The sequence below is a fragment of the Phytohabitans sp. LZ39 genome, assembly GCF_059359075.1.
Map to the genome: position 1 here is coordinate 290,742 of NZ_JCADBM010000005.1, position 24,633 is coordinate 315,374.

At 69.1% G+C, this 24,633-nt stretch carries 19 protein-coding genes; 6 read left to right on the forward strand and 13 right to left on the reverse strand.

The annotated features are described in order from the left end of the window. Positions 1 to 172: 172 nt before the first annotated feature. On the forward strand, positions 173 to 703 hold the full coding sequence (locus tag AC5L36_RS12850) for an RICIN domain-containing protein (RefSeq protein ID WP_441215688.1): 531 nt from the start codon (positions 173 to 175) through the stop codon (positions 701 to 703). Between the two features lie 65 nt (positions 704 to 768). On the opposite strand, the gene AC5L36_RS12855 is transcribed toward AC5L36_RS12850, so the two are convergent. From AC5L36_RS12855 to AC5L36_RS12870, 4 genes are all read right to left on the reverse strand, one after another. Next, positions 769 to 3,243 (reverse strand): CHAT domain-containing protein, encoded by a 2,475-nt coding sequence (locus tag AC5L36_RS12855; protein WP_441215689.1) that lies wholly within the window; start codon positions 3,241 to 3,243, stop codon positions 769 to 771. A gap of 76 nt (positions 3,244 to 3,319) precedes the next feature. Then, positions 3,320 to 3,820 carry a hypothetical protein gene (locus AC5L36_RS12860; protein WP_441215690.1) on the reverse strand — a complete coding sequence of 167 codons (501 nt, stop codon included), beginning with the start codon at positions 3,818 to 3,820 and terminating at the stop codon, positions 3,320 to 3,322. Then, a complete protein-coding gene (locus AC5L36_RS12865; protein ID WP_441215691.1) occupies positions 3,817 to 4,401 on the reverse strand; it encodes an RNA polymerase sigma factor in 585 nt (194 codons plus the stop codon). The genes AC5L36_RS12860 and AC5L36_RS12865 overlap by 4 nt, the downstream gene beginning before the upstream one ends. A 28-nt stretch (positions 4,402 to 4,429) precedes the next feature. Next, positions 4,430 to 5,362: a S8 family peptidase gene (locus AC5L36_RS12870; protein WP_441215692.1), complete on the reverse strand. Its 933-nt coding sequence runs from the start codon at positions 5,360 to 5,362 to the stop codon at positions 4,430 to 4,432. Between the two features lie 325 nt (positions 5,363 to 5,687). On the opposite strand from AC5L36_RS12870, the gene AC5L36_RS12875 reads away from it, so the two are divergent. Beyond that, positions 5,688 to 6,290 (forward strand): RICIN domain-containing protein, encoded by a 603-nt coding sequence (locus AC5L36_RS12875; protein ID WP_441215693.1) that lies wholly within the window; start codon positions 5,688 to 5,690, stop codon positions 6,288 to 6,290. Between the two features lie 73 nt (positions 6,291 to 6,363). Here the strand turns inward: AC5L36_RS12875 and AC5L36_RS12880 are convergent, their stop codons facing one another. The 7 genes from AC5L36_RS12880 to AC5L36_RS12910 all read right to left on the reverse strand — a co-directional run bounded on the left by AC5L36_RS12880 (position 6,364) and on the right by AC5L36_RS12910 (position 13,754). Next, a complete protein-coding gene (locus AC5L36_RS12880) occupies positions 6,364 to 7,281 on the reverse strand; it encodes a carbohydrate kinase family protein (protein ID WP_441215694.1) in 918 nt (305 codons plus the stop codon). Next, a complete protein-coding gene (locus tag AC5L36_RS12885; RefSeq protein WP_441215695.1) occupies positions 7,275 to 8,240 on the reverse strand; it encodes a glycoside hydrolase family protein in 966 nt (321 codons plus the stop codon). Before AC5L36_RS12885 ends, AC5L36_RS12880 begins: the two co-directional genes overlap by 7 nt. A gap of 78 nt (positions 8,241 to 8,318) precedes the next feature. Then, positions 8,319 to 9,362 carry a LacI family DNA-binding transcriptional regulator gene (locus AC5L36_RS12890; RefSeq protein WP_441215696.1) on the reverse strand — a complete coding sequence of 348 codons (1,044 nt, stop codon included), beginning with the start codon at positions 9,360 to 9,362 and terminating at the stop codon, positions 8,319 to 8,321. Between the two features lie 77 nt (positions 9,363 to 9,439). Further along, positions 9,440 to 10,561, reverse strand: coding sequence for a glycoside hydrolase family 172 protein (locus tag AC5L36_RS12895; RefSeq protein ID WP_441215697.1), 1,122 nt, complete (start codon positions 10,559 to 10,561; stop codon positions 9,440 to 9,442). Positions 10,562 to 10,591: 30 nt separating this feature from the next. Next, positions 10,592 to 11,431, reverse strand: coding sequence for a carbohydrate ABC transporter permease (locus AC5L36_RS12900; protein ID WP_441215698.1), 840 nt, complete (start codon positions 11,429 to 11,431; stop codon positions 10,592 to 10,594). Continuing rightward, the gene (locus AC5L36_RS12905; RefSeq protein WP_441215699.1) at positions 11,431 to 12,396 is read right to left on the reverse strand and encodes a carbohydrate ABC transporter permease; all 966 of its coding nucleotides are present in this window, start codon (positions 12,394 to 12,396) and stop codon (positions 11,431 to 11,433) included. Before AC5L36_RS12905 ends, AC5L36_RS12900 begins: the two co-directional genes overlap by 1 nt. Continuing rightward, positions 12,393 to 13,754, reverse strand: a complete 1,362-nt coding sequence (locus tag AC5L36_RS12910; protein ID WP_441215700.1) for an ABC transporter substrate-binding protein — start codon at positions 13,752 to 13,754, stop codon at positions 12,393 to 12,395. The genes AC5L36_RS12905 and AC5L36_RS12910 overlap by 4 nt, the downstream gene beginning before the upstream one ends. Positions 13,755 to 14,167: 413 nt before the next feature. Here AC5L36_RS12910 and AC5L36_RS12915 point away from each other — a divergent pair, with 413 nt between their 5' ends. From AC5L36_RS12915 to AC5L36_RS12925, 3 genes are all read left to right on the forward strand, one after another. Next, positions 14,168 to 14,362, forward strand: coding sequence for a hypothetical protein (locus AC5L36_RS12915; RefSeq protein WP_441215701.1), 195 nt, complete (start codon positions 14,168 to 14,170; stop codon positions 14,360 to 14,362). 50 nt (positions 14,363 to 14,412) lie between these two features. Beyond that, entirely contained in the window at positions 14,413 to 15,618 is a 1,206-nt protein-coding gene (locus tag AC5L36_RS12920; RefSeq protein WP_441215702.1) for a NosD domain-containing protein, read from the forward strand. A gap of 198 nt (positions 15,619 to 15,816) precedes the next feature. Next, complete coding sequence (locus AC5L36_RS12925; protein WP_441215703.1) at positions 15,817 to 18,600, forward strand: GH32 C-terminal domain-containing protein; 2,784 nt, start codon at positions 15,817 to 15,819, stop codon at positions 18,598 to 18,600. Between the two features lie 378 nt (positions 18,601 to 18,978). On the opposite strand, the gene AC5L36_RS12930 is transcribed toward AC5L36_RS12925, so the two are convergent. Both AC5L36_RS12930 and AC5L36_RS12935 read right to left on the reverse strand, forming a co-directional pair. Then, positions 18,979 to 21,636, reverse strand: a complete 2,658-nt coding sequence (locus AC5L36_RS12930) for a cellulose binding domain-containing protein (RefSeq protein ID WP_441215704.1) — start codon at positions 21,634 to 21,636, stop codon at positions 18,979 to 18,981. Positions 21,637 to 21,702: 66 nt separating this feature from the next. Beyond that, the gene (locus tag AC5L36_RS12935; protein WP_441215705.1) at positions 21,703 to 23,208 is read right to left on the reverse strand and encodes a cellulase family glycosylhydrolase; all 1,506 of its coding nucleotides are present in this window, start codon (positions 23,206 to 23,208) and stop codon (positions 21,703 to 21,705) included. A 180-nt stretch (positions 23,209 to 23,388) separates the two neighbouring features. On the opposite strand from AC5L36_RS12935, the gene AC5L36_RS12940 reads away from it, so the two are divergent. Beyond that, the gene (locus AC5L36_RS12940; protein ID WP_441215706.1) at positions 23,389 to 24,630 is read left to right on the forward strand and encodes an ROK family transcriptional regulator; all 1,242 of its coding nucleotides are present in this window, start codon (positions 23,389 to 23,391) and stop codon (positions 24,628 to 24,630) included. The last annotated feature ends 3 nt before the right edge of the window (positions 24,631 to 24,633 follow it).

Sequence of the window (24,633 nt, forward strand, 5' to 3'; positions counted from 1 at the left end):
ACCCACTCGCTGCTCACGCCGAAGACTTCGCCCAGCTCGTGGAACGGGAGTACGCCATCGCAGCTGGGAAGATGCAGGGCCAACGTTCTGGCATGTATCTCGCGGTTGGTTGCGATCCCTTGTGCGGTAGCGGACCGACGCCGCCGGTAGCCACCGGAGAGGCGGACGGTCGATGGTGGATCGAGGGGGTCTCGTGCGGATTTCAGGTAGAGCAGGCCGGTGGGCGCTGGTTACAGCGTTGGTCGTTGGGCTGCTCGCAGTCGCTCCGGCAGCACCAGCGGTCGCAGCGCCGTACTTCGAGGTACGTGCGCAGCACAGCGACAAATGTCTGGACGTGGACAACGGCTACACGTACAACGGCGCCAACGTCAAGCAGTGGGACTGCGTCGGGGTTCCGCAGCAGCGCTGGATGCTGGCCTACATGGGTGGCGGCTTCTACGAGCTGCGCGCTCAGCACAGCGGCAAGTGTCTGGACGTGGACAACGCCTACACGTACAACGGCGCCAACGTCAAGCAGTGGGACTGCGTCGGGGTTCCGCAGCAGCGCTGGGCGCTGGAGGCTGTGGGGGGTGGCTTCTACCAGCTGCGCGCTCAGCACAGCGGCAAGTGTCTGGACGTGGACAACGCCTACACGCACAACGGCGCCAACGTCAAGCAATGGACATGTGACGGAGTTCCGCAGCAGCACTGGCGGCTGATCTGAGCTGCGGCTGATATCGGCGGTGGGCGGTCGCGTTTCACGGATCGCCCGCCGCCGCGCCGATTGCCTCAACCGGCGCCAAGGCAGATGAACCCAGTAGCGAGGTTGGCGGCCGCGAGGGCGTCCGCGGGCGTTTGTCCCGTTGCCGCTCGCTGGTGGTAGCGCACCATCACTTCCATCGCCGTGTGGTCGGCGACCCGGGCGACGCTGGCCACCACGGTCGCGGTCCCCGCGGCGAGCAGGGCTGTCGCCAGGCCGAGTGGCTCGTCGCCGGGTCTGAGTTCGGCTAAGCCCAGATCGCAGGAGGACAGGACGACGGTGTCTGGGGTAGCGAAGCCGTCGTGGAGGTCGTAGCCGAACAGTGGCCCCCCGGCGAGGTCGAGGCTGGAGAAGAGGGCGTTTTCGGGGTGATGGTGGCCGTGAGCTGTCAGGTGCGCGAGCGAGGCGTGGCCGAGGCCGGCCATGGTGGCGGCCGGCGTGCCTGAGTCTCCTTTGAGGACGGTCGCATCGGGATACAGTGCGGCGATTGCGTCTACCTCTGCTTCGCCACGGTCGTTGCCGGGGCCGGCCACGAGCAGCACCCGGGCGTCGCGCTGGATGCGACGTCGGCGTTGCCGGGCCGTATGCCAGGCGGTGGCCGATGCTGCGACGGTGACTGGCCGGCCGGTCCCGGCTGGCAGAGCCGACCAGGCGGCCGTCGCAAGCGCCCCAGTCGGTACCACGACAAGTGCCCGGTCTGCGATGTGGGGCAGGAGCGGGTCGAGGATCGCGGCGCTGAGGCGGGCGGCGTCGTAGCGAGTGGCGGTGGCCAGTGCCGTGGCCATGCGTGCTGGTAGGGCGCGTCCGGCTTGGGCGTCGAGGTCTGCCCGGAGCCGCGCGACCGTCTCCGCCACCGCGTTGTAGCTGCCGAGGTTGATCACCGTGGCCGTGCCGGTGGTGAGAACGAGGGCGCGCAGTGCCTGGCCGTCTTGCAGGTAGATCACCAGCGCCACGTCGCTGAGCTGATCTTTGAGTTCGCCAAGCGAGGCTAGTGCCGGCCCGGCGCCGGACCGGGTTCCGGGGGCTAACCAGCTCCGTTCCCGGATCGTCCGTTGTAGAGCGTCAATCCGTGTCCGTAGGCCGCTGGTCGGCCGGCCGGCCAGTTCAGTGTCCCGCAGTGTGTACCGGAGCTGGCGAAGTTCTTCCAGGGCGGCCGCGGCCATAGGGTCGGCGGGCGGCCGCACCGGTGGCAGCAACAGTGCCTGCGCCCTCGCCCGCTCGGACCATCGGTAGATCGCCGGCACCGACCCTTGCGCCAGTGCCTGGGCCAGGCCGGCCCGTGCGAGGTCGCGACCGTGTACGGAGGCTCCGGTTTGCAAATCGAAGGAGCCGAACTGGGTGCGGTGCCGGTGCACGGCGGTCAGCCCGGCACGCAGCTGCCTGCTCGCCTCGCCGGGGCGCCCGGCGGCCTGGGCCAGCTCGGCCAGCGCGAGGCGCCGCACGAGGCGGGTGTCGAGACGTTCGGCCCGACCCGGCCTTCCGAGTCGCTGGGCCAGCCGCGCGCCACGAGCCGGCTGCCTCGCCGCGACAAGAGCGCGCACGGCGACGAGGTCTGCGACGCGGGCGTCCTCCACCAACCCGAGCGGCCGGAGCCGGCGCGCCAGCCGTTGCGCCCGTGCGGCCAGCGCGGCGTGCCCGACGGCGCTGTTTGTCGTGGCCGCCTCGGCCCGAAGCCGCAGCAACGAGAGCAGGCCGGCCCGGCGCGCGTTGGCCCGGCTCAGAAACAGCGCACGGGCCCGTTCGGCCAACGCCGCCGCCTCCACGGGCCGATCGGCCAGCAGCGCGGCTTCGGCGCGCGCGTGCATCGCATCGGCATAGGTATGGCTGAGCCGCTGGCGCGCGGCGGCCTCGATCGCCCAGGCCAGCTCCCCGTCGGCCTCGCGGAACAGCCCTGCTGCCACGAGCGCACGGGCGTTTTCGACGGCCAGGATCGGCAGCCGGCCGGGCGCGATCGTCTCGTAGTCGGCGCGGCACTCGGCGAAGCGGCGCAGTGCCGAGAGCAGGTCTCCGGCCGCGATGTCGATGCAACCGAGGTTGACCCGGCTCATCGTCAGGTGTAAGGCGAGCCCATGGCGGGCCGCGATCTGCCCGCAGCGGCGCAGGTCGGCCCGGGCCTGCGTCACCCGGCCGGCCTCGAGGTGTACGAGGCTGCGGTTGTTGAGCACTTTGACCAGGTCGAGCGGGTGGTCGCGCTCGCGCAGCAGCGCCACCGCATCGTCGTAGTGGCGCAGGGCCAGGTCGTTGCGGCCGCGCCGTTTCAGCAGAAGCGCCCGCTGGGCCAGCAGGATCGGTCGTTGGGACCGGACCATCACCACCTCAGCCTCGTCGAGCAGCCGCAGTCCGAGCTCGACCCGCCCTCGCTCGGACTCGGCCCAGGCAAGGCTCAACAGCAGCCGGGCCCGGATCTCGTCCGCGGTACCGCCGTCGCCGCCGGCGAGCAGGGCGAGGCCGGTGCGAAGCTGGCGGATCGCGGTGGCCGGCCGCCCGTGGTCGCTCGACGTCATGGCGGCGGCATGCAGCCGACGTGCCTTCTCGATCCGCTGTGCCGTCGCCGATACGTGACTGGCGAGCGCCATCAGCTCACAGGGCCAGCGATGGCGTGACGACGCGCGGAACCGTGTCATCCGGCGGATGGACCAGCAACTGCGCTAACCCTCGCGCCACCTCGTCGAAGACAAACCGGCCGACCTCGTCGGCCTGCGCCGTCTGGGCCGGGGCAGGCTCGGGGAGGCGCAACTCGACCCGCAAGGGCGCGGCTGGCGCCAGCCAACCCTCCAGCCGGACCGACCCGTCCAGCCGCCCGACGATGGTGATCATGACGGTGCGACTGTCCGCTTCGAATGTAATTGTCCGGGTCCGTTCCGAGGCCCGGGCGCCGGAGCCGACCGGCACCTCCTCGACGAGTCGGGCAACCTCGAACTCCCAGACCGACTCGGACACGTCTGGATCCGGCCGCGAAAGGGCGAACCGTACGCGTGCGTCGAGGTCGGCGGGCGGTGGGTCGAGCTTGCCGTGTACGGCCGCGATGTGGTCCAGAATGGACAAGTCGACCTCGTCTAGCGGGGCGGCTGGATCGGTCATCGTTCTCTCCACAGAGGATCGGCCAGCAGAAGCTCTCGCAGCTTGGCCAGGCAACGGCCCCGGGTCGGGCCGATGCTTCCCCGTGGCATCGCCAACGCTTCGGCCACCGCGTCGTAGTTGGGCCGCTCGACGTGGGCGACGATGCGCAGAAGCTCACGGCAGCGGGGGGTTAGCTGCTGCAAGTGTCGCCATAGGCTCCGGTCACGCTCGTCGGACAGCAGCCGCTCGTCCAGCGGGAGCTGCGGGTCGGGCACCTCGTCGAGAACCGTATGCGGGTCGGCCATCTCGCGTCGTGCCCGGCCCCGCACGTGCCACGCCTCCCGTCGGGCCGCTGTGACCAGCCAGGCCGCAAGTGCCTGCGGCGACCGGATCTCGTCCATCCGGCGCAGAAACTCCATCCACGTCGTCTGCACGACGTCGGCCGCCTCTTCGACGCCGAGCCCCTGATCTCGGACCACACGCCACAACAACGGATTGAGCACCATCACGATGTCGTTGAGCGCTGTCTGATCCCCCACGCGGGCGCGATCCAGGCAGGCGGCAAGCCATGCGGTGCGGTCGGCCCGGTTCACCGTGGACATGGGCCAAATGGTACGGGCCGCTGGTGGCCTACACGACGGTTTCCACCTGCGCGGCGAATTCGCCGGCGACGATGGCGGCGGCGAAGGAGGTGCCGCTCCATTTCCCGTAGCCTTCCCCGGTCGATTTGCCCTGTGTTTCCTCCTTGGAGCCCGGCGTCAGGGGGATGGTGCTGACGATGTCGCCGGCGAGTCGCCAGTCGGTGACCCACCCTCCCCGGCTGCTGTAATCCTCCGGGAAGGTGGCCGATAGGCCCGCGCCGACGCTCACGACCATGCCGGTGGAGTGCCCGGCCACCCGCGCGTAGCTGGCCGGGAAGACCGGCTCATCGGTGCCGCCGTTACCAGCCGAGATCACCATCCGGACACCACGTCGGACCAAGTTGTCGATACCTTCCCTGGTCTGTTCGGCCTCGGCGGTCGTATCGTCCCCATCTTCGATCCGGCGGCCGAAGGCCAGCAGCGCGACGTCAACTGTCCCCGGATACTTGACCAGCCATTCTAGGGCGGCTACCACGTTTTTCTCGTCGACCTTGCCCTGATCGTCCATCACCTTCATCGACAACACCTGGGCATCGGGCGCGACCCGACGGATGATGCCGGCGATAAAGGTGGCGTGGCCCAGGTGGCTCCCGAAGTTCTCCTGATCGCCTACCTTGGCCAACTTTGGCATGGCGTTCGGGCGCGCCTCCTCCCACCCGGGAGCGTCGAGGACGAAGTCTTCCCCGCCCCGCTCAAGCAGCCAGGGATGCTCACGTACGCCGCTGTCCAGCAGGGCGACCACCGCTCGCCGGCGCGCCGGGCGCCGAGCGGGCGGGTCTCCCAACTCGGCACGATCGACTGGCATCCATGCGGCGTCGCAGCGTCCGTGCCCGCTCTTCTCGCCATACAGCTGGTAGATACCGGGGCGCGCCTCGCCATTGGTGGCGACCTCGTAGCCGCTCTTGCGGTGGGCGTCGTTCATCGTCAACTCCAGCGATTTGTGAACACGGTGTTGAAATCCAAGGGGACGTGGGAGGTCGCCCGGATACGTCCACCATCAGAGCACTCCGCCGCCGTGTCGATCCCCGGATCGGGTGTATCTGGCCACGCGCTTGCTCCCCTGACTTGTTACCAACCACCAGGAGTACCGAAGCAACCGTGCCAGCCTCCGGGACTGCTTTTCTGGGCCGCCGGCCGACGCTCAACTATCCGCGTCATAGCCACGCTCACCGAGGTAGCCGTGTTCCGGCAGAAGGAGTCTTGACCAATGGCGGGTCACGGGCTATTCCGACTGAAAGGGAGAGAGGATGAGAAAACGTTTCAGGAGGGTCGCACCTCTCAGCTTGGCCGCGGCTCTGGCGATCACCCTCTCGGCAGCGATCACACCGACACCGGCGTACGCGGCTGACACGCTCAGACAGGAGATCGCGATGGTCGGCAACGGCCTTCGGGCCGACGTCATGTGGGCGTCCGTCGACCCCTACACAGGCGTTTTCCTGTGGCCGAACAACACCAGCGCCTCGCAGGAGTTCGACCTGCTGGACAGCGGGAACGGTTTCTTCCGCATCAGGGCGCGGCATTCGAACCAATGCCTCATGCTCGACTGGCGGTCGGGGTCCTACGTCAACGGCACGCCGATCATCCAGTACCCGTATTGCGATGCCGGCTACGCGCCGGCGGAGTGGTACATCCGGTGGGTGGAGATCCCCGCGCACGGCGTCTGGGCTGCCGAGTGGAAAAGGACCATCGTAAACCGCCAAACCGGAAGGTGTCTGGAAGCGCCTTCCTCCTCCGGCCAGCCAGGCCAGCAAGCACGGCTGCAACAATGGGATTGCGTCACGTCCGGCGTCCAATGGAACTCCTACAACCAGATGTGGTACATCCAGTCACCTCCGGGCCCGATCCACTGAGCCCGGATCCGTATTGGACGGACCGCTCGGCTGGGCCACCTTCCACACGGCGCGTCGTATCGGTAGATCCCGGCTACAGGTCCGCGCGCCGTGGGGTGTCGGCGCCGGCGCGGGTGCAGGTGACGGACGCGACGTTGATGGCCTGGTCGATCACCGCGACGAGTTGTTCGCGGTCGAGGTCGCGGTTCGTCGCCGGCGTGCCGTGTCCGGTTGAGCGCAGTGCGGACAGCAGGCCCGCGGTGAAGGCGTCGCCGGCGCCGACGGTGTCCACGACGTCGATCGTCGGCGCGGTGCGGCGTACTTCCAGGTCGGCGTGCACGGCGTAGGCGCCCTCGCCGCCGAGGGTGACTACGACGAGGCTTGGGCCGAGGGTGGCCCAGTGGCGGGCGACGGCCGTCACCGGCTGGTCCGGGTAGAGGGTCTGGATGTCCTCGCTGCTGGCCTTGACCACGTGCGCGGTGGAGACCAGCCGGGTGGTCCGAAGCCGGGCCTCGGCCAGGTCACCCACCACAGTCGGGCGGATGTTCGGATCGAGGCTGAGCAGGATTTCTCCCTCCCCGCGCAGGCGGGTCAGCAGGTTGCTCACCGCGTCGGCGCCCGGCGGCCGGTAGCACGCGAGCGATCCGGTGTGCAGGATCGTGGTGCCGGCCGGCACGGCGAGCTCGGCCGGACGCCATTGCCAGTCGACTGTGCCGTCGAGGTAGAAGTCGTATCCGGCCACGCCGTCGCTGTCGAGGGTGACCACGGCCAGGGACGCCGGCTCGGGTTGGTCGGCCGGGCCGGTGACGGTGACTCCGTTGCGGTGGGCGTGCGCGTGCAGCAGTTGTCCGAACGCGGATCCGGACGTCCGCGCCAGCAGCGCGGTCGGCTCGCCGAGGCGGGCGTGGGCGACTGCCACGTTGAGTGGGCTGCCGCCGGGGTGGGCGCGATAGCCGCCGTCCGGGTCGGTGGGCAGCAGGTCGACGACGGCTTCGCCGAGGACGGTCAGCACGCTGCCACCGTGGTGGTGTCGGCCGTCAGGGTGCCGCCGGCCAGCCAAACCGGCATGGGGTCGCTGAGTCCACCGACGAACCGGCCGTCGGCGTCGGTGTTGTGGAAGGTGAGCAGCTGCCACCGCTCGGCCGGGTCCTTGACGAGGCGGCCGGCGTACAGGCTTTCGTCGGTGACCGGTCGGGCTTTGGCTGTGTCGAACGGGCCGAGGAGGCTGTCGCCGGTGACGGCCCAGACGCCGCCGGTCTCGCCGTCTTCGCGGCGGGCGGCGGAAAGCTCGGGTCGCAGGCAGGAGAACAGCAGCACCGGCTGGCCGTCGACGACCTCGACCTGCGGCACCTCCAGCTGGCCGAACCCGCTGCCGGGCTCGGTCAGCGGCGGCTGTGCTTCCCAGTGCAGCAGGTCCGCGGAGCGGGCGTGGCCGATGACGCCGCGGTCGTCGGCGGGGCCGTGGTTGGCCCGTGCGGTGACGAGCATGTGCCAGCCGTCGCCGTCGGGGTCGGCGAACACCCATGGGTCCCGCCATGCCTCGTTCGGCCAGGACGACTCGCCCAGCCGTTCGTACCAGCGCGGGTCGGCCTGGAGAACGGGTCCGCCCGGGTGTCGAGTCCACGTGGTCAGGTCGGCGGAGGTGGCCAGTCCGATGCGTTGCACAAGGCCGTCGTGGGGGCTGCCGACGCCGGTGTAGAACATGCGCCACAGCCCGTCCGGGCCGCGGATTGCCGACCCGGTCCAGGTGGCGATGTCGTCGAAGGCTGGCCGGTCGTCGTGGACCAGCGCGTCGTCGACCTGGGTCCACCGGCGCAGGTCGGTCGAGACGGCGTGGCCGATGCTGGCCCGGTAGTGCCGGCGGTCTGGGTCGCGCAGCGCCCGGGATGCCTGGAGGAAGAACAGGTGGTAGCTGCCGCCCTCGCGGGCCAGCCAGAAGTCCCACGACCAGGCGTTAGCGGGTTTGAACACAGAGAAGTCCTTTGGGTGCAGGGTGAACGCCGGTGCCGCGTCGTGCGCGGTACCGGGGTGACGGGGTACGCGTGCGGGTCAGGCGGTGGCGGGTGCCGCCACGGAGTCCCGCCGGACGATCGGACATTCCATGGTCGTTTGGGAGGACCGGCGGCGCCGGCGACGGGCCGGCTGTGTCTCGTCCAACATGTCGATCATGGTGTTGACCGCCCAGGCGCCCATCTCGTAGTGCGGCAGGGCGACGGTGGTCAGCCCTGGGTACAGGCCGTCGGCGATGAGTTCCTGGTTGTCGAAGCCGACCACTGACACGTCGTCGGGTATCCGCAGCCCCAGCTCGTGCGCGGCCCGGTAGGCACCCATGGCCATGCGGTCGTTGAAGCAGAACAGGCCGGTCGGCCGGTCTGGGCGGCGCAGCAGCTCCAACGCGGCGCGGTAGCCGCCGGGGGTGTCGGACTCCTCGACCACCACCAGTTCGGGCGTGAACGGGATGCCCGCGTCGGCGAGTGCCTGCCGGTAGCCGACGAGCCGGCCGTGGGTGGCCGGGATGTCGTCGATGTTGGTGGTGAACCCGATCCGGCGATGCCCGGCCGCGACAAGCTCCCGTACGGCCGCACGGCCGCCGCCGACCTCGTCCGGCACCACCGACGGGTATCGCGGGTCGGTGCAGCTGGCGTCCAGCAGCACGACCGGGACGCCGGTCAGCCGGTCCGGGACGGTGACCTGCCGGTGGTACATGGTCGCGTAGAGCACGCCGTCGACCTGGTGCTGGAGCAAGGCGTTGATCTCCCGGTCCTCCAGGTCGGGGTCGCCGCCGCTGTTGAGCAGCATGACGACCCAGCCCTTCGCCGAGGCCGCCTCCTGCGCGCCGAGGATGATGCGTCCCGCGTGCGGGGTGGTGGCGATCTGGTCCGACAGCAGGGCGAGGATCTGGGTGCGCTGGAGCCGCAGGCCTTGGGCGAGCTTGTTCGGGGCGTAGCCGAGCCGTGCGGCGACCGTGGACACGCGTTCGCGGGTCTCTTCGCTGACGCGTGCTCCGGTGGTGTTGTTGAGCACGTGCGAGACCGTCGTCACCGACACGCCCGCCGCGCTGGCTACATCCCGGATGCTTATGTTCCGTCCCATCGCCCAACCTATGCCGTTTTGATGTCCACCCGGGTGCCGCCGCGGCTGGCCGTGCCGGCACCACGCTAATCCAGCCGCTACTCATCCCACAGCCCGTGCTCCGGCCAGCGGCGCGGCAGCCGCTGCTCGACCGGCGGCAGCCGCGGTGTGGGCCGGTGCGGCAGGTGCTGGTACCAGAAGGCGACGCTCGAATAGTCGTTGCCCTGGTCGTTGGCGTGCCCGTGCTCGATGGTGACCCGGATCGAGGTGCTGAACCGCACCGGGTCTTCGATGTGGAACCGGTACATGCTCCACAGTCCGAAGTGTTCCTGCACGCTGCTGGCCAGCGTGATGCCGTGGTACGGGCCGGCGTACGCGCCGCTGGGAAAGCCCCAGGCCGCGCCGAAGTAGTCCTCGGTGCCGGTGCCGTGCAGCGACGGCGGCCACTGTTCACCGTCGATGAAGATCATGTCGTCGCCTTCGCCGGGCCAGGTGAAGACCTGGTTGGAGGCGTCGAAGTTGTCGATGCTCAGCACGCAGCCGACGTAGTGGCCGGTGCCTTCGGCGTCGAGGATGACGTAGTTGTCGGCGCCGGTGAGGTTGGTGCCGGGCAGGTCCCACGGTGCCGGCTTCTCCTCGGTGGCCGGGTGGACCACCTTCTGGGTCGGCTTCTCCTGGTGGTAGAGCGCGTGGAAGCGGCCGATGTCGTCGGGTACCGGCTCGTCGGTGAGGTCGTAGTCGACGTAGTAGAACAGGTTCTCGATCGGCTGGTCGCTCTCGTTGCGCAGGACGATCCGGGCCGCGGAGCCGAACGGCATCGGGAAGTAGCAGTTCATCGCCGCCGCGAACGGCCCCTTCGGCCCGCGCCGGGCGCCGAAGACCATGCTCAGCGGCAGCGACACGTAGTGGGTGCAGGTGGCGTGCCCGACGCCGAAGAAGTCACCGAGCGGGCTGCGCACGCTCGGGGTGTCCTCGCCGTCCCAGTACATCTCCAGCACCAGCTTGCGCAGGTACTGCGGGGAGTAGCAGCGCGTGGTGAGCCAGATGTGGGTAATGATGCCCGCGCCGGTCAGGTCGGCCAGCACGTGCGTGCCGCCGGCCGGGACGACCACGAAGTCGTGGTTGCCGCCGGTGCGGTCCCAACTCGACTCGCGCCGGGACCGGGCGGACTTGATTTTCGGAAGTCCGCCGAGCGGGCTGCTGGCTTGCCAGAACGTCACAGTGGTTTGCCTTTCGTGCTGTGCGGCGGGTCAGCCTTTGACCGCGCCGAGGCTGAGGCCGGCCACGATGCGCCGCTGAAGCAGCAGCGTGAGCACCACGGCGGGCAGGGAGTACAGGGCTGCGAGGGCGGTCATCGGACCCCAGTCGAGCCCGAACTGGCTTTGCAGGTTCGCGATGGCCAGCGGCGTGGTCTGCGCCTTGACCGAGGTCAGCAGCAGCGCGAACAGGAACTCGTTCCACGAGGCGAGGAACGCGAAGATCGCCGTCACCGCGGTGCCGCCGCCCACGACGGGCAGGATGACCGAGACCAGCGCTCGCGGTCGGGAGCAGCCGTCGACCAGGGCGGCTTCTTCGATCTCCCGGGGCACCGACTCGAAGAAGCTGGCCAGCAGCCAGATCGACAGCGGCAGCGCGACGGTGGTCTGGGCCAGCGCGAGCCCGGTGGGCGTGTCGGTCAGGTGGACCGCGCTGAAGATGCCGACCAGCGGCACGCCGATCGCGACCGCCGGGGTCATCCGGACCAGCAGCGAGCCGGCCAGCATGATCCGCCCCGCTCGGGTGCGATATCGGGTGATGCCCCAGGCCGCCGGGATGGCCAGCGCCAGCGAGATGACCGTGGCAAGCGTCGCGGTGGTCACGCTGTTGACGAACGAGGCGCGCACGCCTTCGCGGTTGAGGGCGGTGACGTAGTTGTCCAATGTGAACCGCTGCGGCAGGACCGTCGGCGGCACCGCGATCGCGTCGCTGGCCGGCTTGAACGAGGTCAGCAGCAGGTAGACGAACGGGAACGCGTAGGCCACGACGACCGCGGCGGCCAGCAGCCACAGCGCCGCGCGGCGGATCCGGCGGGCACGGTCACGACGGCTCATCACGACCCCCGGCCGGGACGCCAGATGGTCATCACCGCGATCAGCGCGACCACCATCATCACCGTCATGAACACGGTGCTGATCGCGGCGGCCGAGCCAGGGTCGCTGTAGGTGACCATCGTCTTGTAGATGTGCAGGCTGAGCGTCTCCGACGCGGACTGCGGCCCGCCGCCGGTCTGGATCAGGATCACGTCGAACGCGCGGGCGGCGTCGACCCCGCGGATGATCAAAGCCACCGCGATCACCGGCCGCAGCAACGGCAGCAGGATCGAGCCCAGCAGCCGCAGCCCTCGAGCGCCGTCCAGGCGCGCCGACTCCATCAGCTCCGGCGGGATGGACTGCAACCCGGCGAAAAGCATCAGCGTCATGAACGAGGTGGTCAGCCACACGTCCGGGATGGCGACCGAGAACAGCACGAGGTCCGGGTCGCTGAGCCAGGCGATGTCTCCCGTGCTGTCGATCGCGCCGACCCGGGCCAGCAGTTCGTTGACGATGCCGAAGTTGTCGATCAGCATGAACCGCCACAGCAGGCCGGCCACCAGCGGCGCGATCATCAGCGGATAGAGAAAGACCGTCCGCAGTATCTGCGACCGGGGGCCGAGCGCGTAGAACAGCAACGCCATCGCCAGGCCCAGCACCAACTCGGCGAACACGACCACGACCGTGTACACCAGGGTCCGCCAGGACGCCGCGCGCACGGCCGGGTCGCTGAACATCTCGCGATAGTTGGCCAACCCGGCGAACCGGCGGCCACCAATGTCGAATGTGGAGCCGCTGTACAGGCTGTCGACGACCAGCTTCACCAGCGGCCAGGCGACCAGGGCGAGCAGTACCAGCGCCGCCGGAGCGATCAGCAGCAGCGCGTAGCTGTTGTCGCTGAGGCTCCGGCGGCGTCGCCGGTGCGTGCTGGCGGCCGCACCGCGCAACGCGGGGCGCTGCGCGGTGGCCAGCGGCGTACGGGTCACTTGATGATGCCTTCGATCTGCGTACGGGTCGCCGCCAGCAGTGCGGCGTAGTCAGCGCCCGGTGCGACGGCCTTCTGCAACATGGGGATCAGCGCGCTGTCCACGATCTGCTGCCACTTCGGGTGTGCCGGCCTCGACGTGGTCGCCGGTGCGTCCAAAGTGGTCAGCAGCGGGCTGAACGCTTCGAATCCCTTCTTGTCGGCGTACTGCTGGTATGCCGACTTGCGCGCGGCCAGGCCGAGCGTGGTCTCCAGACTCAGCGCGTTGTTGTCGTAGCAGAACTGGATGAACTGCTTGGCCAGGTCCTGCTTCGTCGACGACTGCGGGACCGACAGGTACCACGGGCCCGGAATGCCGGCGACGCCGGCCGAGCCACCGATCATCGGCGCCACGCCGACCTTGCCGGCGACCGCGGCGTCGGCCGGGATCTGCCGGTACGCGTGCGCCCAGAACCGGGTCATCGCCGTGCTGCCCTGGTTGAAAAGGGTTTGCGCGGCGTTCCAGTCGGTCTGCGCCGCCCCGGCCGGGCTCACCTTGTACTTGTTTTGCAGGTCCGCGTAGAACGTCAGGGCCGCCAGGTGTTGCGGATTGTCCACGTTTACCGCGCCGCCGTCGTCCAGGATCACGCCGGGCGAGCCGGCCTGAAGCACGTGCGCCAGCCATTCGGTCTCGACCTTGCCCTTGACGTCCGTGCCGTACAGCTTCTGCGCCGGGCGGGTGAAGAACTGCGCGACGTCGGTGAACTGCTGCCAGGTGGTCGGCGGCGCCAGCTCGTAGCCGTACTTGGCCTGGAACGCCGTCTTCTCCTTGGCGTCCTCGAACAGGTCCGTGCGGTACAGCAACACCTCGGCGTTCGTCCACACCGGCATGCCGACGACGTGACCACCGACCTTCGGCTCCTTCACCAGTGCCGGGAACAGGTCGGCCTGCACCGCCGAGGTGAACAGGTCGTCGATCGGGGCCAGTTTGCCGGCGAACAACGGAAGCCAGACCGCGTCCACGGCGCACAGGTCAAAGCTCGCGTTGCCGCCACCCAGCTCGCTGGTCAACCGGTTGAACAAGCCTTCGTACGGCAGCTCGATCAAGGTGACGGTGGCGCCGGTCTCCCGCTGGAACTTGTCCACGATCGGCTGCAACTCGATCTTGCCGCCGCCCTCGCACACCAGCGACAGCGTCTTCGCACCACCCGAGCCAGAGCCGCTGTCGCCGCCGGCGCCACAGGCGTTCGCGAGCAGGGCCACACCCGCACCCGCGGAGAGGCCGAGCAGTCGCCGCCGAGTCAGGCTGGACGCACCGCCGCCGGCCGCCGGCCAGTCACCGCGGGCCGCGGAGCCGGCACCGCCACGTGCAGAAAACACGATCTCGCTCCTTCAATCGCGCCAACGACCGTCGAGCGCCGGGACGCGCGGGACGGCACGACCGCGCCGCCCGCGCCGACAGCTCGGCGTGCAGCGCTATATCGCCCATGACCAGCGAAGATCCCGCCGCCGGCCACGTGCCAAAACGTTTCGCCAAATGGTTTTGGCAACGATAGATCGCGGCTCGTGTAGCCGTCAAGTGTCGGCTGTGTTGCGGCGGCCATCAGCCATCGCCTGCCCGCGAGGCGGATGGTTGACGCTGCCGCCGTCACGGTGCTAGGAACGTCGCTGACACGAGCTCGCTCCTCTTGGCGTGGCGTCGCCGGCCCGCCCGAGGACGCGTCGGTCTGCCCCGGCCGTGTCGTTTCCGGCTCCCACACCAATCGCCGCTACCCACTTTCGAGGAGTGGCTCATGCCTGCCTACGTCAATCCAGTCGGCCGGCGCTCGGTGCTCAAAGCGCTGGCCGCCGCACCGGTCCTGGCAAGTCCACTGACCGCCGGCTCAACCGGCCGCGGCGAGCCCACCGGTCAACCGCACAGCCGCACGCCGCGCCGACCGTCCGGCGCGCCGGTCCTGGCGCACGAGACCCTCATCGGCGTCCTGTGACGCCGCAATCGCCTGCCCTGCCACGACTTTCTCAGGAAGGACGGTGGACCATGTCCACTGTGTACGACGTGACCCGCTGGACGATACCCGGACAGCCCGGGGTGACCGCGAAGCACGACATAGGGGCGGTCATCAACAGCATCATCGCCGACGTCAAGGCCCGGCAACCCAACCAGGCGTCCAAGCCCGGTGCGGTCATCTACATCCCGCCAGGTGACTACTCGCTCAAGACCCGCGTCGTCATCGACGTCAGCTACCTGCAAATCAAGGGATCCGGCCACGGCTTCGCCTCGTCGAGCATCCGTTACAACGCCGGCGACACCTCCAGCTGGCACGAGCTGTGGCCCGGGGCCAGCCACGTCAAGGTGGAAAACACCGACGGACACGCCGAAGCCTTTCTGGTCACCCGCGGCGGGGCACCCCGGCTCAGCTCCATCGAGTTCCGCGACTTCTGCATCGACGGGCTCAGCTTCACCCCGACCCAGAACTCCTACACCAACGGCAAGACCGGCATCCGCATCGCCTCCGACAACGACGCGCTCAAAGTCGCCGGCATGGGCTTCGTCTACCTCGAACGCGCCCTGGTCAACAACGGCGCCGACGCGTTCAACGTCACCGACAACTTCATCGCCGAATGCGGCAGCTGCGTCGAGCTGACCGGCGCCTCCCAAGCCAGCAAGATCACCAACAACCTCATCGGCGCCGGCTTCGTCGGCTTCTCCATCTTCGCCGAGAACGCCGAGGGCCTGCTCGTGCAGGGAAACAACATCTTCCCGCGCGGGCGCAGCATGGTGCACCTGAAGACCAGCAACCGCTGCTCGATCACCGGCAACCGGTTCCAAGCCTTCTACCCCGGCATGATCGACTTCGAGGGGGTCAACAAGGAGAATCTGATCGTCGGCAACCACTTCCGGCGCGTGCCGGAAGGTTTCCCGCCCTTGCAGGCCTTCGACAACGGCAAGGACGACCTGTACGGCCTGATCCACCTCGTCGGCGACAACAACATGGTGTCCACCAACATCGTCAGCTTCGACGTGCCGCCTTCGGCTATCACGCCGTCCGGCGCCACCCCGACCATGGTCCTGGTCGCTGCCGGCGACGCGAACTTCATCAGCAACAACCACTTCGTCACGAACACCGAAACAAACCACGTCGTCTTGGATGCCGGCACGACCAACACGAAGATCCTCGACAGCGGCACCGCCGCGCAGATCCTCGCGTTCACCACCAACTACACCCTCCGCCCGACCCCGTAACGCGGACGATCTCCAGGCCGGCATCGGCACCGGCGCACCATGCGCTGGCGCCGATGCCGGCTTGCGTGTTTCCGCGAGGCGCATTCCCTGCCAAACGATTTTGGCAGGGAATGTACGTTTCCAGGCCTTGATTAAACGTTTTGGCAACGGCACGCTCACATGACCGACACATTTCCCTTCTCGGAAAGGACGGTCGTGATGAGACGGTTGACCGGCGCCGCCGTCGCTGTCCTGCTCCTGCTCCACCCAGTCGCGCTGCCCGCACCGGCATCCGCGGCCGCAGCCGACATCGTCAACGCCGACTTCGAGACCGGCGACCTGTCCGGCTGGACCGCCACCGGGACCACCTTCACGCACGCGGTCACGAAGGACACCGGCTGGGGTTGGGGGTGCTGCTTCGGCCAGCAAGGCGCATCCCATGTCTGGGGTCACCGCACCGCCGGAGACGCGGCCACCGGGACGCTGACATCCAGTCAGTTCGAGCTGGGCGGCTCCGGGCAGGTCAGCTTCCTGCTCGGCGGCGGCAACGACACCACCAACCTCTACCTGGCACTCGTACGGGCCGGTGACGGCGCGATCCTGTTCCGCGCCACCGGCCGCAACGAAGAGAACTACCACCGCGTCACCTGGGACGCCTCCGCCCACATCGGACAGACCCTCTACCTACGCGCGGTCGACACCGCCACCGGCGGCTGGGGCCACCTCAACCTCGACGACGTGCGCCTGGACGAGCCCGCACCGGGCGACCTGGTCGCGCACTGGTCGTTTGACGAGCCGGGCGGCGCGGTGGCCCGGGACAGCGTCGCCGGCCGGGACGATCCGATCAACTACGTATTCAACAACGCCGTCTACAAGCCCTCCTCGCCGCCGCAGCGACGCCCGGGCGTGGTATCCAATGCACTGCTGTTCGACGGGTACTCCACCTGGCTGACCCGTTCCGGGCTGGACACCCCGACGCAGGCGCTGACCGTGCAGGCGTGGGTCGCGCCGCGTGCCTTCGAGTGGGGCGACGACCGCAAGCTGTCCGCGATCGTCGACCAGCACGACGAGGCCGCTCGACAGGGTTTCATCCTGGGCGTGGGCCGGCACGGCGCCTGGTCGTTCCAGGCCGGCATCGCCGGGACCTGGCAGTCGCTGTGGGCCGACTCCGCCAAGCCATTGCGCCGCGATCGATGGCACCACCTGGTCGCCACCTTCGACGCCGCGACCCGCACGATGCGGCTCTACCTCGACGGGACGCCGGCCGGGAGTCTCGGCACACCAGCCGGCGGCATCACCCCGTATCCCGGCAACCTTCAGATCGGACGGCACAACCAGGGCGTGGTCATCAACGGCACCTTCACCGTGAACATGTTCGCCGGGCTCATCGACGAGGTGAGCCTGCGCCGGCGGGCGCTCGGCCCGGCGGAGGTGACCGCCGCCTACCAGGCGGTGCCGGCCGCGCCGACCCCCGACCTGGCGATGCGCCGCAGCCGCTACGACGGGGACATCTATCGTCCCCAGTACCACTTCATGCCGCCCGAACACTGGATGAACGAGCCGCACGCCCCGGTGTACGCCGGCGGGCAGTACCACCTGTTCTACCAGCACAACCAGCACGGCCCCTACTGGCACAACATCAGCTGGGGACACGGCGTCAGCCCGGACATGGTGCACTGGCGCGACACCCCGGTCGCACTGGTACCCACCGCCGGGTCGGTAGCACCGGACGGCGTGTGGACCGGCAGCGCCGCCGTCGACGCCTCGGGCAGGCCGCTGCTGTTCATCACGGCCGGCGACGACTCGGTCTTCCCCAACCAGCGCACCGGCGTCGCCCGCGGCAGCGGCGGACCCGGCGACACCGACCTGAACACCTGGACCATGGACCCCGCGCCGGTCACCGTGCAGTCCCCCACATTGGACGTCGGCGCCGGCCGCAAGGTCCGCTACGGCGACTTTCGCGACCCGTTCGTCTGGCGGGAAGGCAACACCTGGTTTCAGCTCGTCGGCTCCGGCGTGCAGACCAGCTCGGGCGGCGACGTCGGGGGCACCGCCCTGCTCTACACCTCCGCCGACGCCAGAAACTGGACCTACTCCGGCCCGCTGATGGTCGGCGACGTCAACGCCTACCCCAGAACCGGCCAGGTGTGGGAGCTGCCCGTGTTCCTGCCCCTCGGCGGCGGCAAGCACATCCTGCTGACCAATCCGATGTGGAGCTACGGCACCGAACACAACGTCAAGTACGTGTGGTACTGGATCGGCGCCTGGAACCCGACCACCCGCACTTTCACCCCGGACAGCACCGCCCCGCGCCTTTTCGACTACGGCGAACACTTCACCGGCCCCAGCGGCTTCGTCGACCAGCAGGGCCGCTCCGTCGTGTTCTCCATCGCCCAGGACAAGCGCACCGAGCGCGCCCACTACGACTCGGGATGGGCGCACAACGCCGGCCTGCCCATCGTGCTGTCCCTCGGCCCGGACGGCGACGTCGCCGTCCAGCCACTGCCCGAGCTGACCACCCTGCACACGACAACCAACCCGCCGGTGTCCATCACGTCCGACACCTCCATCGAGGCCGCCAACCAGCAACTGGCCGGCGTCCGCGGTGACATGCTGCACCTGAGCCTCGAGCTCGCCGCGGGCGGCACCGGCCGCTACGGGGTCAAACTGCGCCGAAGCCCCGGCGGCGAGGAAGAGACCCTGCTGTTCTACGACACCGCGACCAGAACCCTCTCCATCGACCGCACCAGGTCCGGCAACAACTCCAGCCTCTTCGGCAACCTCGGCGTCCAGGGCGGGCCGCTGAACCTGGCCGGACAGAACCTCAAACTCGACATCTACCTCGACAAGTCGATGATCGAGGCATACGCCAACGGACGCCGCGCCATCACCAGCCGCGTCTACCCGTTCCGAGGCGACTCCCTGGGCCTGCAACTATGGGCCGAGGCGAACGTGACCGTGAAGAACCTCAAGGTATGGCAGATGAACCCCGCCTACGGCTGAGGCACCGGCCGTCCAGAATGGACGTAACTTCGGGGTCACCACAACGAGCGCGTAACAGGCTCTTGACTTCGTCGCAGTCGGAGAGCAAAGTCAACCTAAGCACGAAGCCAAAACGTTTGGGCAAAGGGATTCAGGCAAACGGCGGGCGGGGCGCCATGGTGCGATGGCGACGCACCACGGCGCACCGTTCGATTCCAGTTCGGGCGGCCGGTCAGCCAGCCGCCACCTCCCCGGCCGGCCTCAGCCGGCGGTCGACCCCACACGGAAGGCGGTGACGCGGGCGGATCGGACCCGTGCCCACGGGTGCCGGAGGCAGAACCGGCTTCCGTGGGCACGCACCCTGAACAGCATCGCCGCCACCGGGGTCAAGGGCGCCCCCTACGGCTTGCGGGCGCAGGTCACCGTGGGTGGGTTGTTGGCTCCGTTCCAGTTGCCCACAAACCCGAACGTCGCCGTCTGGCCGGGTGACAGCGCGCCGTTCCAGCCTTCGTTGAGTACGGTGTACGGACTGCTGCCGGGGATCGTGGTCCGGCCGCCCCAGATCTGGGACAGGGTCTGGCCGTTGGCGAAGGCCATGGTCACCGTCCAGCTCGTGGTGCCGGTCGTTCCGGTGTTCGCGACCCGGACCTCGCCCTGGAAGCCGCCGCTGCCGGTCCCCCACTGGCCCATCCGTACAAACGTGGCCGAGCAGCCATCCGTGCCCGTAGGCGGCGGCGACGTTGTCGTGGGCGGTGGGGACATGGTGGTCGTCGGCGGACGCGATGTCGTGCTGCTTGTCGGCGGACCGTTGGGATCGGCCACGAGTACGCCGCGCCCGTCGGTGCCGAGATACACCCGGCCGTAGACACTTGGGTCACCGGTGATGGCCTGGCCGGCGTTGCCGTACTGGTGCTGGTCGTCGTTGATCCGCACCCAGCTGACCCCGGTGTCGTTGGACCGGTACGCGCCCCGGACACCGTCGATCGTGGCCATCGTGTACAGCGCCGGGTCGGTGCGGCCGGGAGCCGGCGCGCCGAATCCGATGCTGACCGCGCTCGAGCTCGCCGCGATTTTGCCGAAGGTCGAGCCGGAGTTGGTCGAGTGGTAGAGACCCGTGTCGCTGGCGAGCCAGATGTCGCCCTCGACGCCGGGCGTGGTTTTGAACTGGCCGGTCGAGCCGAGGCCGGTCGCGGCCGCGGTGAAGCTCTGCCCGCCGTTGGTGCTCACGTAGAACGTGCCGCCCGAGAACCCGTAGAACTTGTTCGCGTTGACCCGGTCGGCCTCGACCCGAGCCTGGTTCGGCAAGCCGCTGGACTGGCTGAACGAGCCGCCCACGCTGGTCGAGAAGAACACGCCCGCGTTTTCGCTGCTCCACACGACGCGGCTGGCGTTGGCGTTCATGGCCACATGGCCGCGTTGCGCGCCGTTGGGCACGCTGCCCTGAAACCAGTTCGCTCCCGCGTCGGTGGAGTACGCGATGTTCGCCGAGTTCGTACGGTCGGTCTGGCCGACGCGGACCATCCACATCGGATTGCTCTCGGCGTAGTCGAGGCTGGTGACCGCGCTCATGAACGGCGTGTACATCAGGGCCGGCACGGCGTCGAGGTTCGTGTGCCGGAACCCGCCGATGTCGAGCAGGCCGGAGAACAGCGGTCCGCTCGGGTGGCTCACCAGATCGGTGACGACGCTCGACTCCATGCCTCGCACCATCGGCGCGAGGTTGACCGTGCCGCCGGTGTCCAGCGCCGTCAGGTTCGTCGTGCCGTAGACCGAGGCGCCGCCGTACATCATCCGGTTGGAGTTGAACGGGTCGATCTCCAGCGCCTCGGTCATCCAGCCGAGCTTCGGTGCCTGCTCCGGCGGCGAGGGCTGGGCGGCGTACGTCAGCCACGGCACCGAGCTGATGTCGAGGTTGTAGTGGTTGGTGCGGTTCGAGCCCGCGAAGTCGTAGAAGGATCGCCACGTCGCGCCGGCGTCGGTGCTGCGGAAGATGAACGTGTCCGGCCACCACGAGCTGTAGCCGGTGACCATGACGGTGTTGGTGGCCCGCTTGTCGACGGACAGGCCGGAGAAGCCGTACCAGTTGTCGCCGCCACCCGGCGTGGGCGGGGTGATGTCCGTCCAGGTGCCGGTGGAGATCTGGTACCTCGACACCGCGCCGGTGCCGCCGTCGTACGGGCCGCCCTTGTCGCTGGTCGCGATGTACAGCGCGCCGCCGGCGACCTCGCCCTGGTGGGCGAACGCGCCGGTCGGCTGGCCGGCGACCCGCTCCCATGTGGACCCACCGTTGGTGGAGCGGTACACAGTGTTCTGGAGGTCGGCCACGCCCACGTAGATGCCGGGCGTCGTGCTGCCGGAGGTCCCGCTGGCCTTGTCGAACGCGACCCACACCACGCCCTGGTTGAACGTCAGGTACTGGTTGGGGTCGGCCGCGTCCTGCACGTAGGTGCCGGCGTTGGGGAAATTCGTGACCCGCGACCAGGTCACGCCGGCGTTGGTGCTGCGCCACAGGCCCTGACCGGCCTCGGCGCCGAAGTACAGCACGTTGTTGTTGTTCGGGTCCACGGCCAGGCGTTCACCCATCCCCCGTCCGGGCATGTTGCCGCCCACCTTGAACGGCAGCTCGGTGACCTGCCACGTGGCGCCCCGGTCGGCGGAGCGCAGTATCGCGCCGTTGTTGGGATCCCAGCTGTTGAGGTACATGCCCGCGGCGGCGTACACCCGGGCCGGGTTGACCGGGTCGCTGGCCAGGCTCAGCACGCCGTTCCAGCCCCAGCGGTCCCAGCCGACCCAGTCCAGCATGGGCGTCCAGCTGCTCGTGCTCTGGTTCCACCGGTACGCGCCGCCGACGTCGGTGCGCGCGTAGATGAGGTTCTGCTCGGTCGGGTTGAAGACGATGCCGGAGACGAATCCGCCTGCGTCGAGGCGGACGTTTCTCCAGGAGTACGGCACGGACGTGGCTGCGCTGGCGCTCGGGGCATTCATCGTGACCAGAGCGACCGCCGTCGCGCCCGCGGCCAACGCGACTGATAGCGCGCCGGCGAGCTTCTTGCGCATGAGGGTCTCCTTTTGGAGGGTGGCCTCGGCCGATGCCCGACCGGCAGAGGCCACCGCCGGTGCGTGCTACGCGTACGGGTTCTGGGTCAGCAAGTGGGCCTTGAAGCCCTCGCCGACACCGGCCTCTGGGGTGCCGGTCCAGTCTTTGATGAGCACCGCGCCGCTGGTGCATCCCCATGGGTTCCAGGTCCAGGCCAGGTAGCTGAGGTCGTGTGCGTCGGCCCAGGTGACCAGGCGTTGCATGTAGTCGAAGCCGCAGTTGTCCTGGCCGAACTCACCGAGCACGACCGGTACCTGCTGGGCGAGCGGGGCGATCTGGGTGTCCCAGCAGGATTCGCTGGCGCACGCGTTGAAGCTGTAGGCGTGCCAGGACGCGGCGATGTTGTTCAGCGGGTCGTTCGGCTTGTATGCCAGCCACTCCCGCATGTCGTTGGTCCACTCCAGACCGCTGACCATGAGCAGGTTGGTGGCGCCGGTGGCCCGGACCGCGTCGACCAGGTCCTGCATGCCGGCCGCCTCGTACGGGAGGCCGGTGCAGGTGCCGCCATCACGAAGGCACTGCCAGCCCAGGGTCTTGTTCCATTCGGCGGGCATGTCCGGGTAGGGCTCGTTGAACAGGTCGAAGACGACGGCGTCGTTGCCCTTGAAGGCGTTCGCGACGCCGGTCCAGAACTGCGGGGCGTACCGCGCGTCCGGCATCGGCTTCTGGCAGACGGCGGCCGCGTCCTTGCAGTGCCAGTCCGGGCTGTTGGTATAGGCGCCCCAGTTCCAGTGCAGGTCGAGGATGACGTTGATGCCGTTGGCGACCAGCAGGTTGACGTACTCTTTGACGCCCTGCTGGTAGGTGGCGCCGCTGGGAGAGCCGTTGACGCCCAGCCAGCACTCTTCGTTCAGCGGGATGCGGACGGCGTGGATGTTCCAGGTCTTCATCGCATCCACGGAGGCCTGGTCGACCGGCCCGGAGTCCCACATGCCCTTGCCCTGCACGCAGGCGAACTCGCCGCTGGACCGGGACACGCCCAGCAGCCGGTACGGCTTGCCGTCCGCGAGGATCCTGTTGCCGGACACGCGCAGCTTCGGCGCCGGACCGCTCGGCGGGGGCGTGGTAGCGGTCGGTGAGGGGCTGGCGGTGGTCGGGCTGGCGGTCGGCGTGGTCACCGACCCGGTGCAAGTGGTGCCGTTGAGCGCGAACGACGCCGGGACCGGGTTGGCGCCGCTCCACGAGCCGACGAACCCGACCGAGGTGGACGCGCCGGTGCCCAGTGACCCGTTCCAGCCCATGCTGGCCGCGGATACCCGGGCGCCGGACTGTGTCCAGGTCGCGCTCCAGCCCTGCGTGACGCGCTGGCTGGCGTTGGGGAAGTCGAAGCCGAGCGTCCAGCTCGTCACGGCCGAGCCGAGGTTGGTGATGGCCACATTCGCGGTGAACCCGCTCGGCCACTGGCTCTGCACCGTGTACGTGACCGAACAGCCGGACGCGGCCGCCGAGGCGGGAAGGGTAGCCGTTGCCATGCCACCCAGTGCCAGCGCGCCGGCAGCGCCGACGGCCAGCAGTGCATGACGATGTTTCATCTGATCTCCCTAGGTATCGCGAGAGATCGATGGGAGCGCTGCTGCCATCTTTATTATGTTGATTACGAAAGTCAACCCACCGCATAGTCGGGTGTGGCACGGCAGGGCAGCCGGGCTCAGGCAATCGCGCAACGCGGTAAGTAAAGTAGCCTGGCAAAGCCGACGCGTAGGGGAGGGGACGTGGCGAGCAGCCCGATCTGGGCCAGCCGGCCGAAGACCCGTGGCCTGGTCCTGGATCTGATCAGGGCGGCGCGCACGATCAGCCGGGTGGAGCTCGCGACGGCGACCGGGCTCACCGGCGCGACGATCTCCGAGGTCGTGCGCGAGCTCATGGGCGACGGCCTGGTCGTCGAGGTCGGCCGGGGTGCGCCGACAGGTGGCAAGCCACGCACGATGGTCCAGCTCAACCCGCTGGCCCGCTACAGCGTCGGTGTCCAGCTCGAGCGCAACACGTGCGTCATCGTCGTCGTCGACCTGGCCGGCCGGCAGGTCGCCCGGACCTCGTTCCAGGGCGCGGCGCTGTCGCCGCCGGAGCAGGCGCTGTCGCTGGTGGCCTCGCAGGTGGAGGCACTGCTGGCCACGGCGGCCGTCGACCGCGACAAGGTACTCGGGATCGGCCTGGTCAGCTACGGCCCGCAGGACCGGCGCGCGGGTGTGCTGTTGACCCCGCAGCCCACCGAAGACTGGCTCGACTACCCGGTCGCGCGGCGGCTCGCGGAGAGCGTCGGATTGCCCGTCGTGCTCGACAACGACGCCGCGGCGGCGGCCATCGGCGAGTACTGGATGGGAGCGGTGGACCCGCGCAGCACCTATGGCTGCATCTACATGGCCACCGGGATCGGCGGTGGCGTCGTGGTGGCCGGCGAGGTCTATCGGGGCAGCTCCTCCAACAGCGTGGAGATCGGCCACATTTCGATCGACGTCCACGGCGAGGAGTGCCCGTGCGGCAACGTCGGCTGCCTGGAAAACTACGCCGGCCCGTCGGCTCTGGTCCGGCAGGCCGTAGCGACGCCGGGGCTGGCCCAGCGGCTGGCGCTCGACCCGGCCGGGGCAGACTTCCTCACCGAGTTCGCGCGGATCGCGGCCGCCGCGAACACCGGCGATGCCGAGGCCCGGGGCCTGGTCGAGCAGTCGGCCCGCTATCTGGGCGCTGCCGCCGTCACCATGACGAGCCTGTTCGACGTGGACACGATCGTGCTGGCCGGGCCGAGCTTCGCGGTCGCGGGCTCGATCTACCAGTCGGTGATCCAGCAGGAGGTGGACCGCCGCATGTTCGCGCGGCGGGCGCACCGGGTGCGGGTCGTGCCGTCGGTCAACGGGTCTGACGCGGCGGCGATCGGCGGGGCGGTCCTCGTCTTGCAAAGTGAGCTGACCCTCGGCAATCCGCGGCCAGAGGACGCACGCCCGGTGCCCGCATCCTGACCT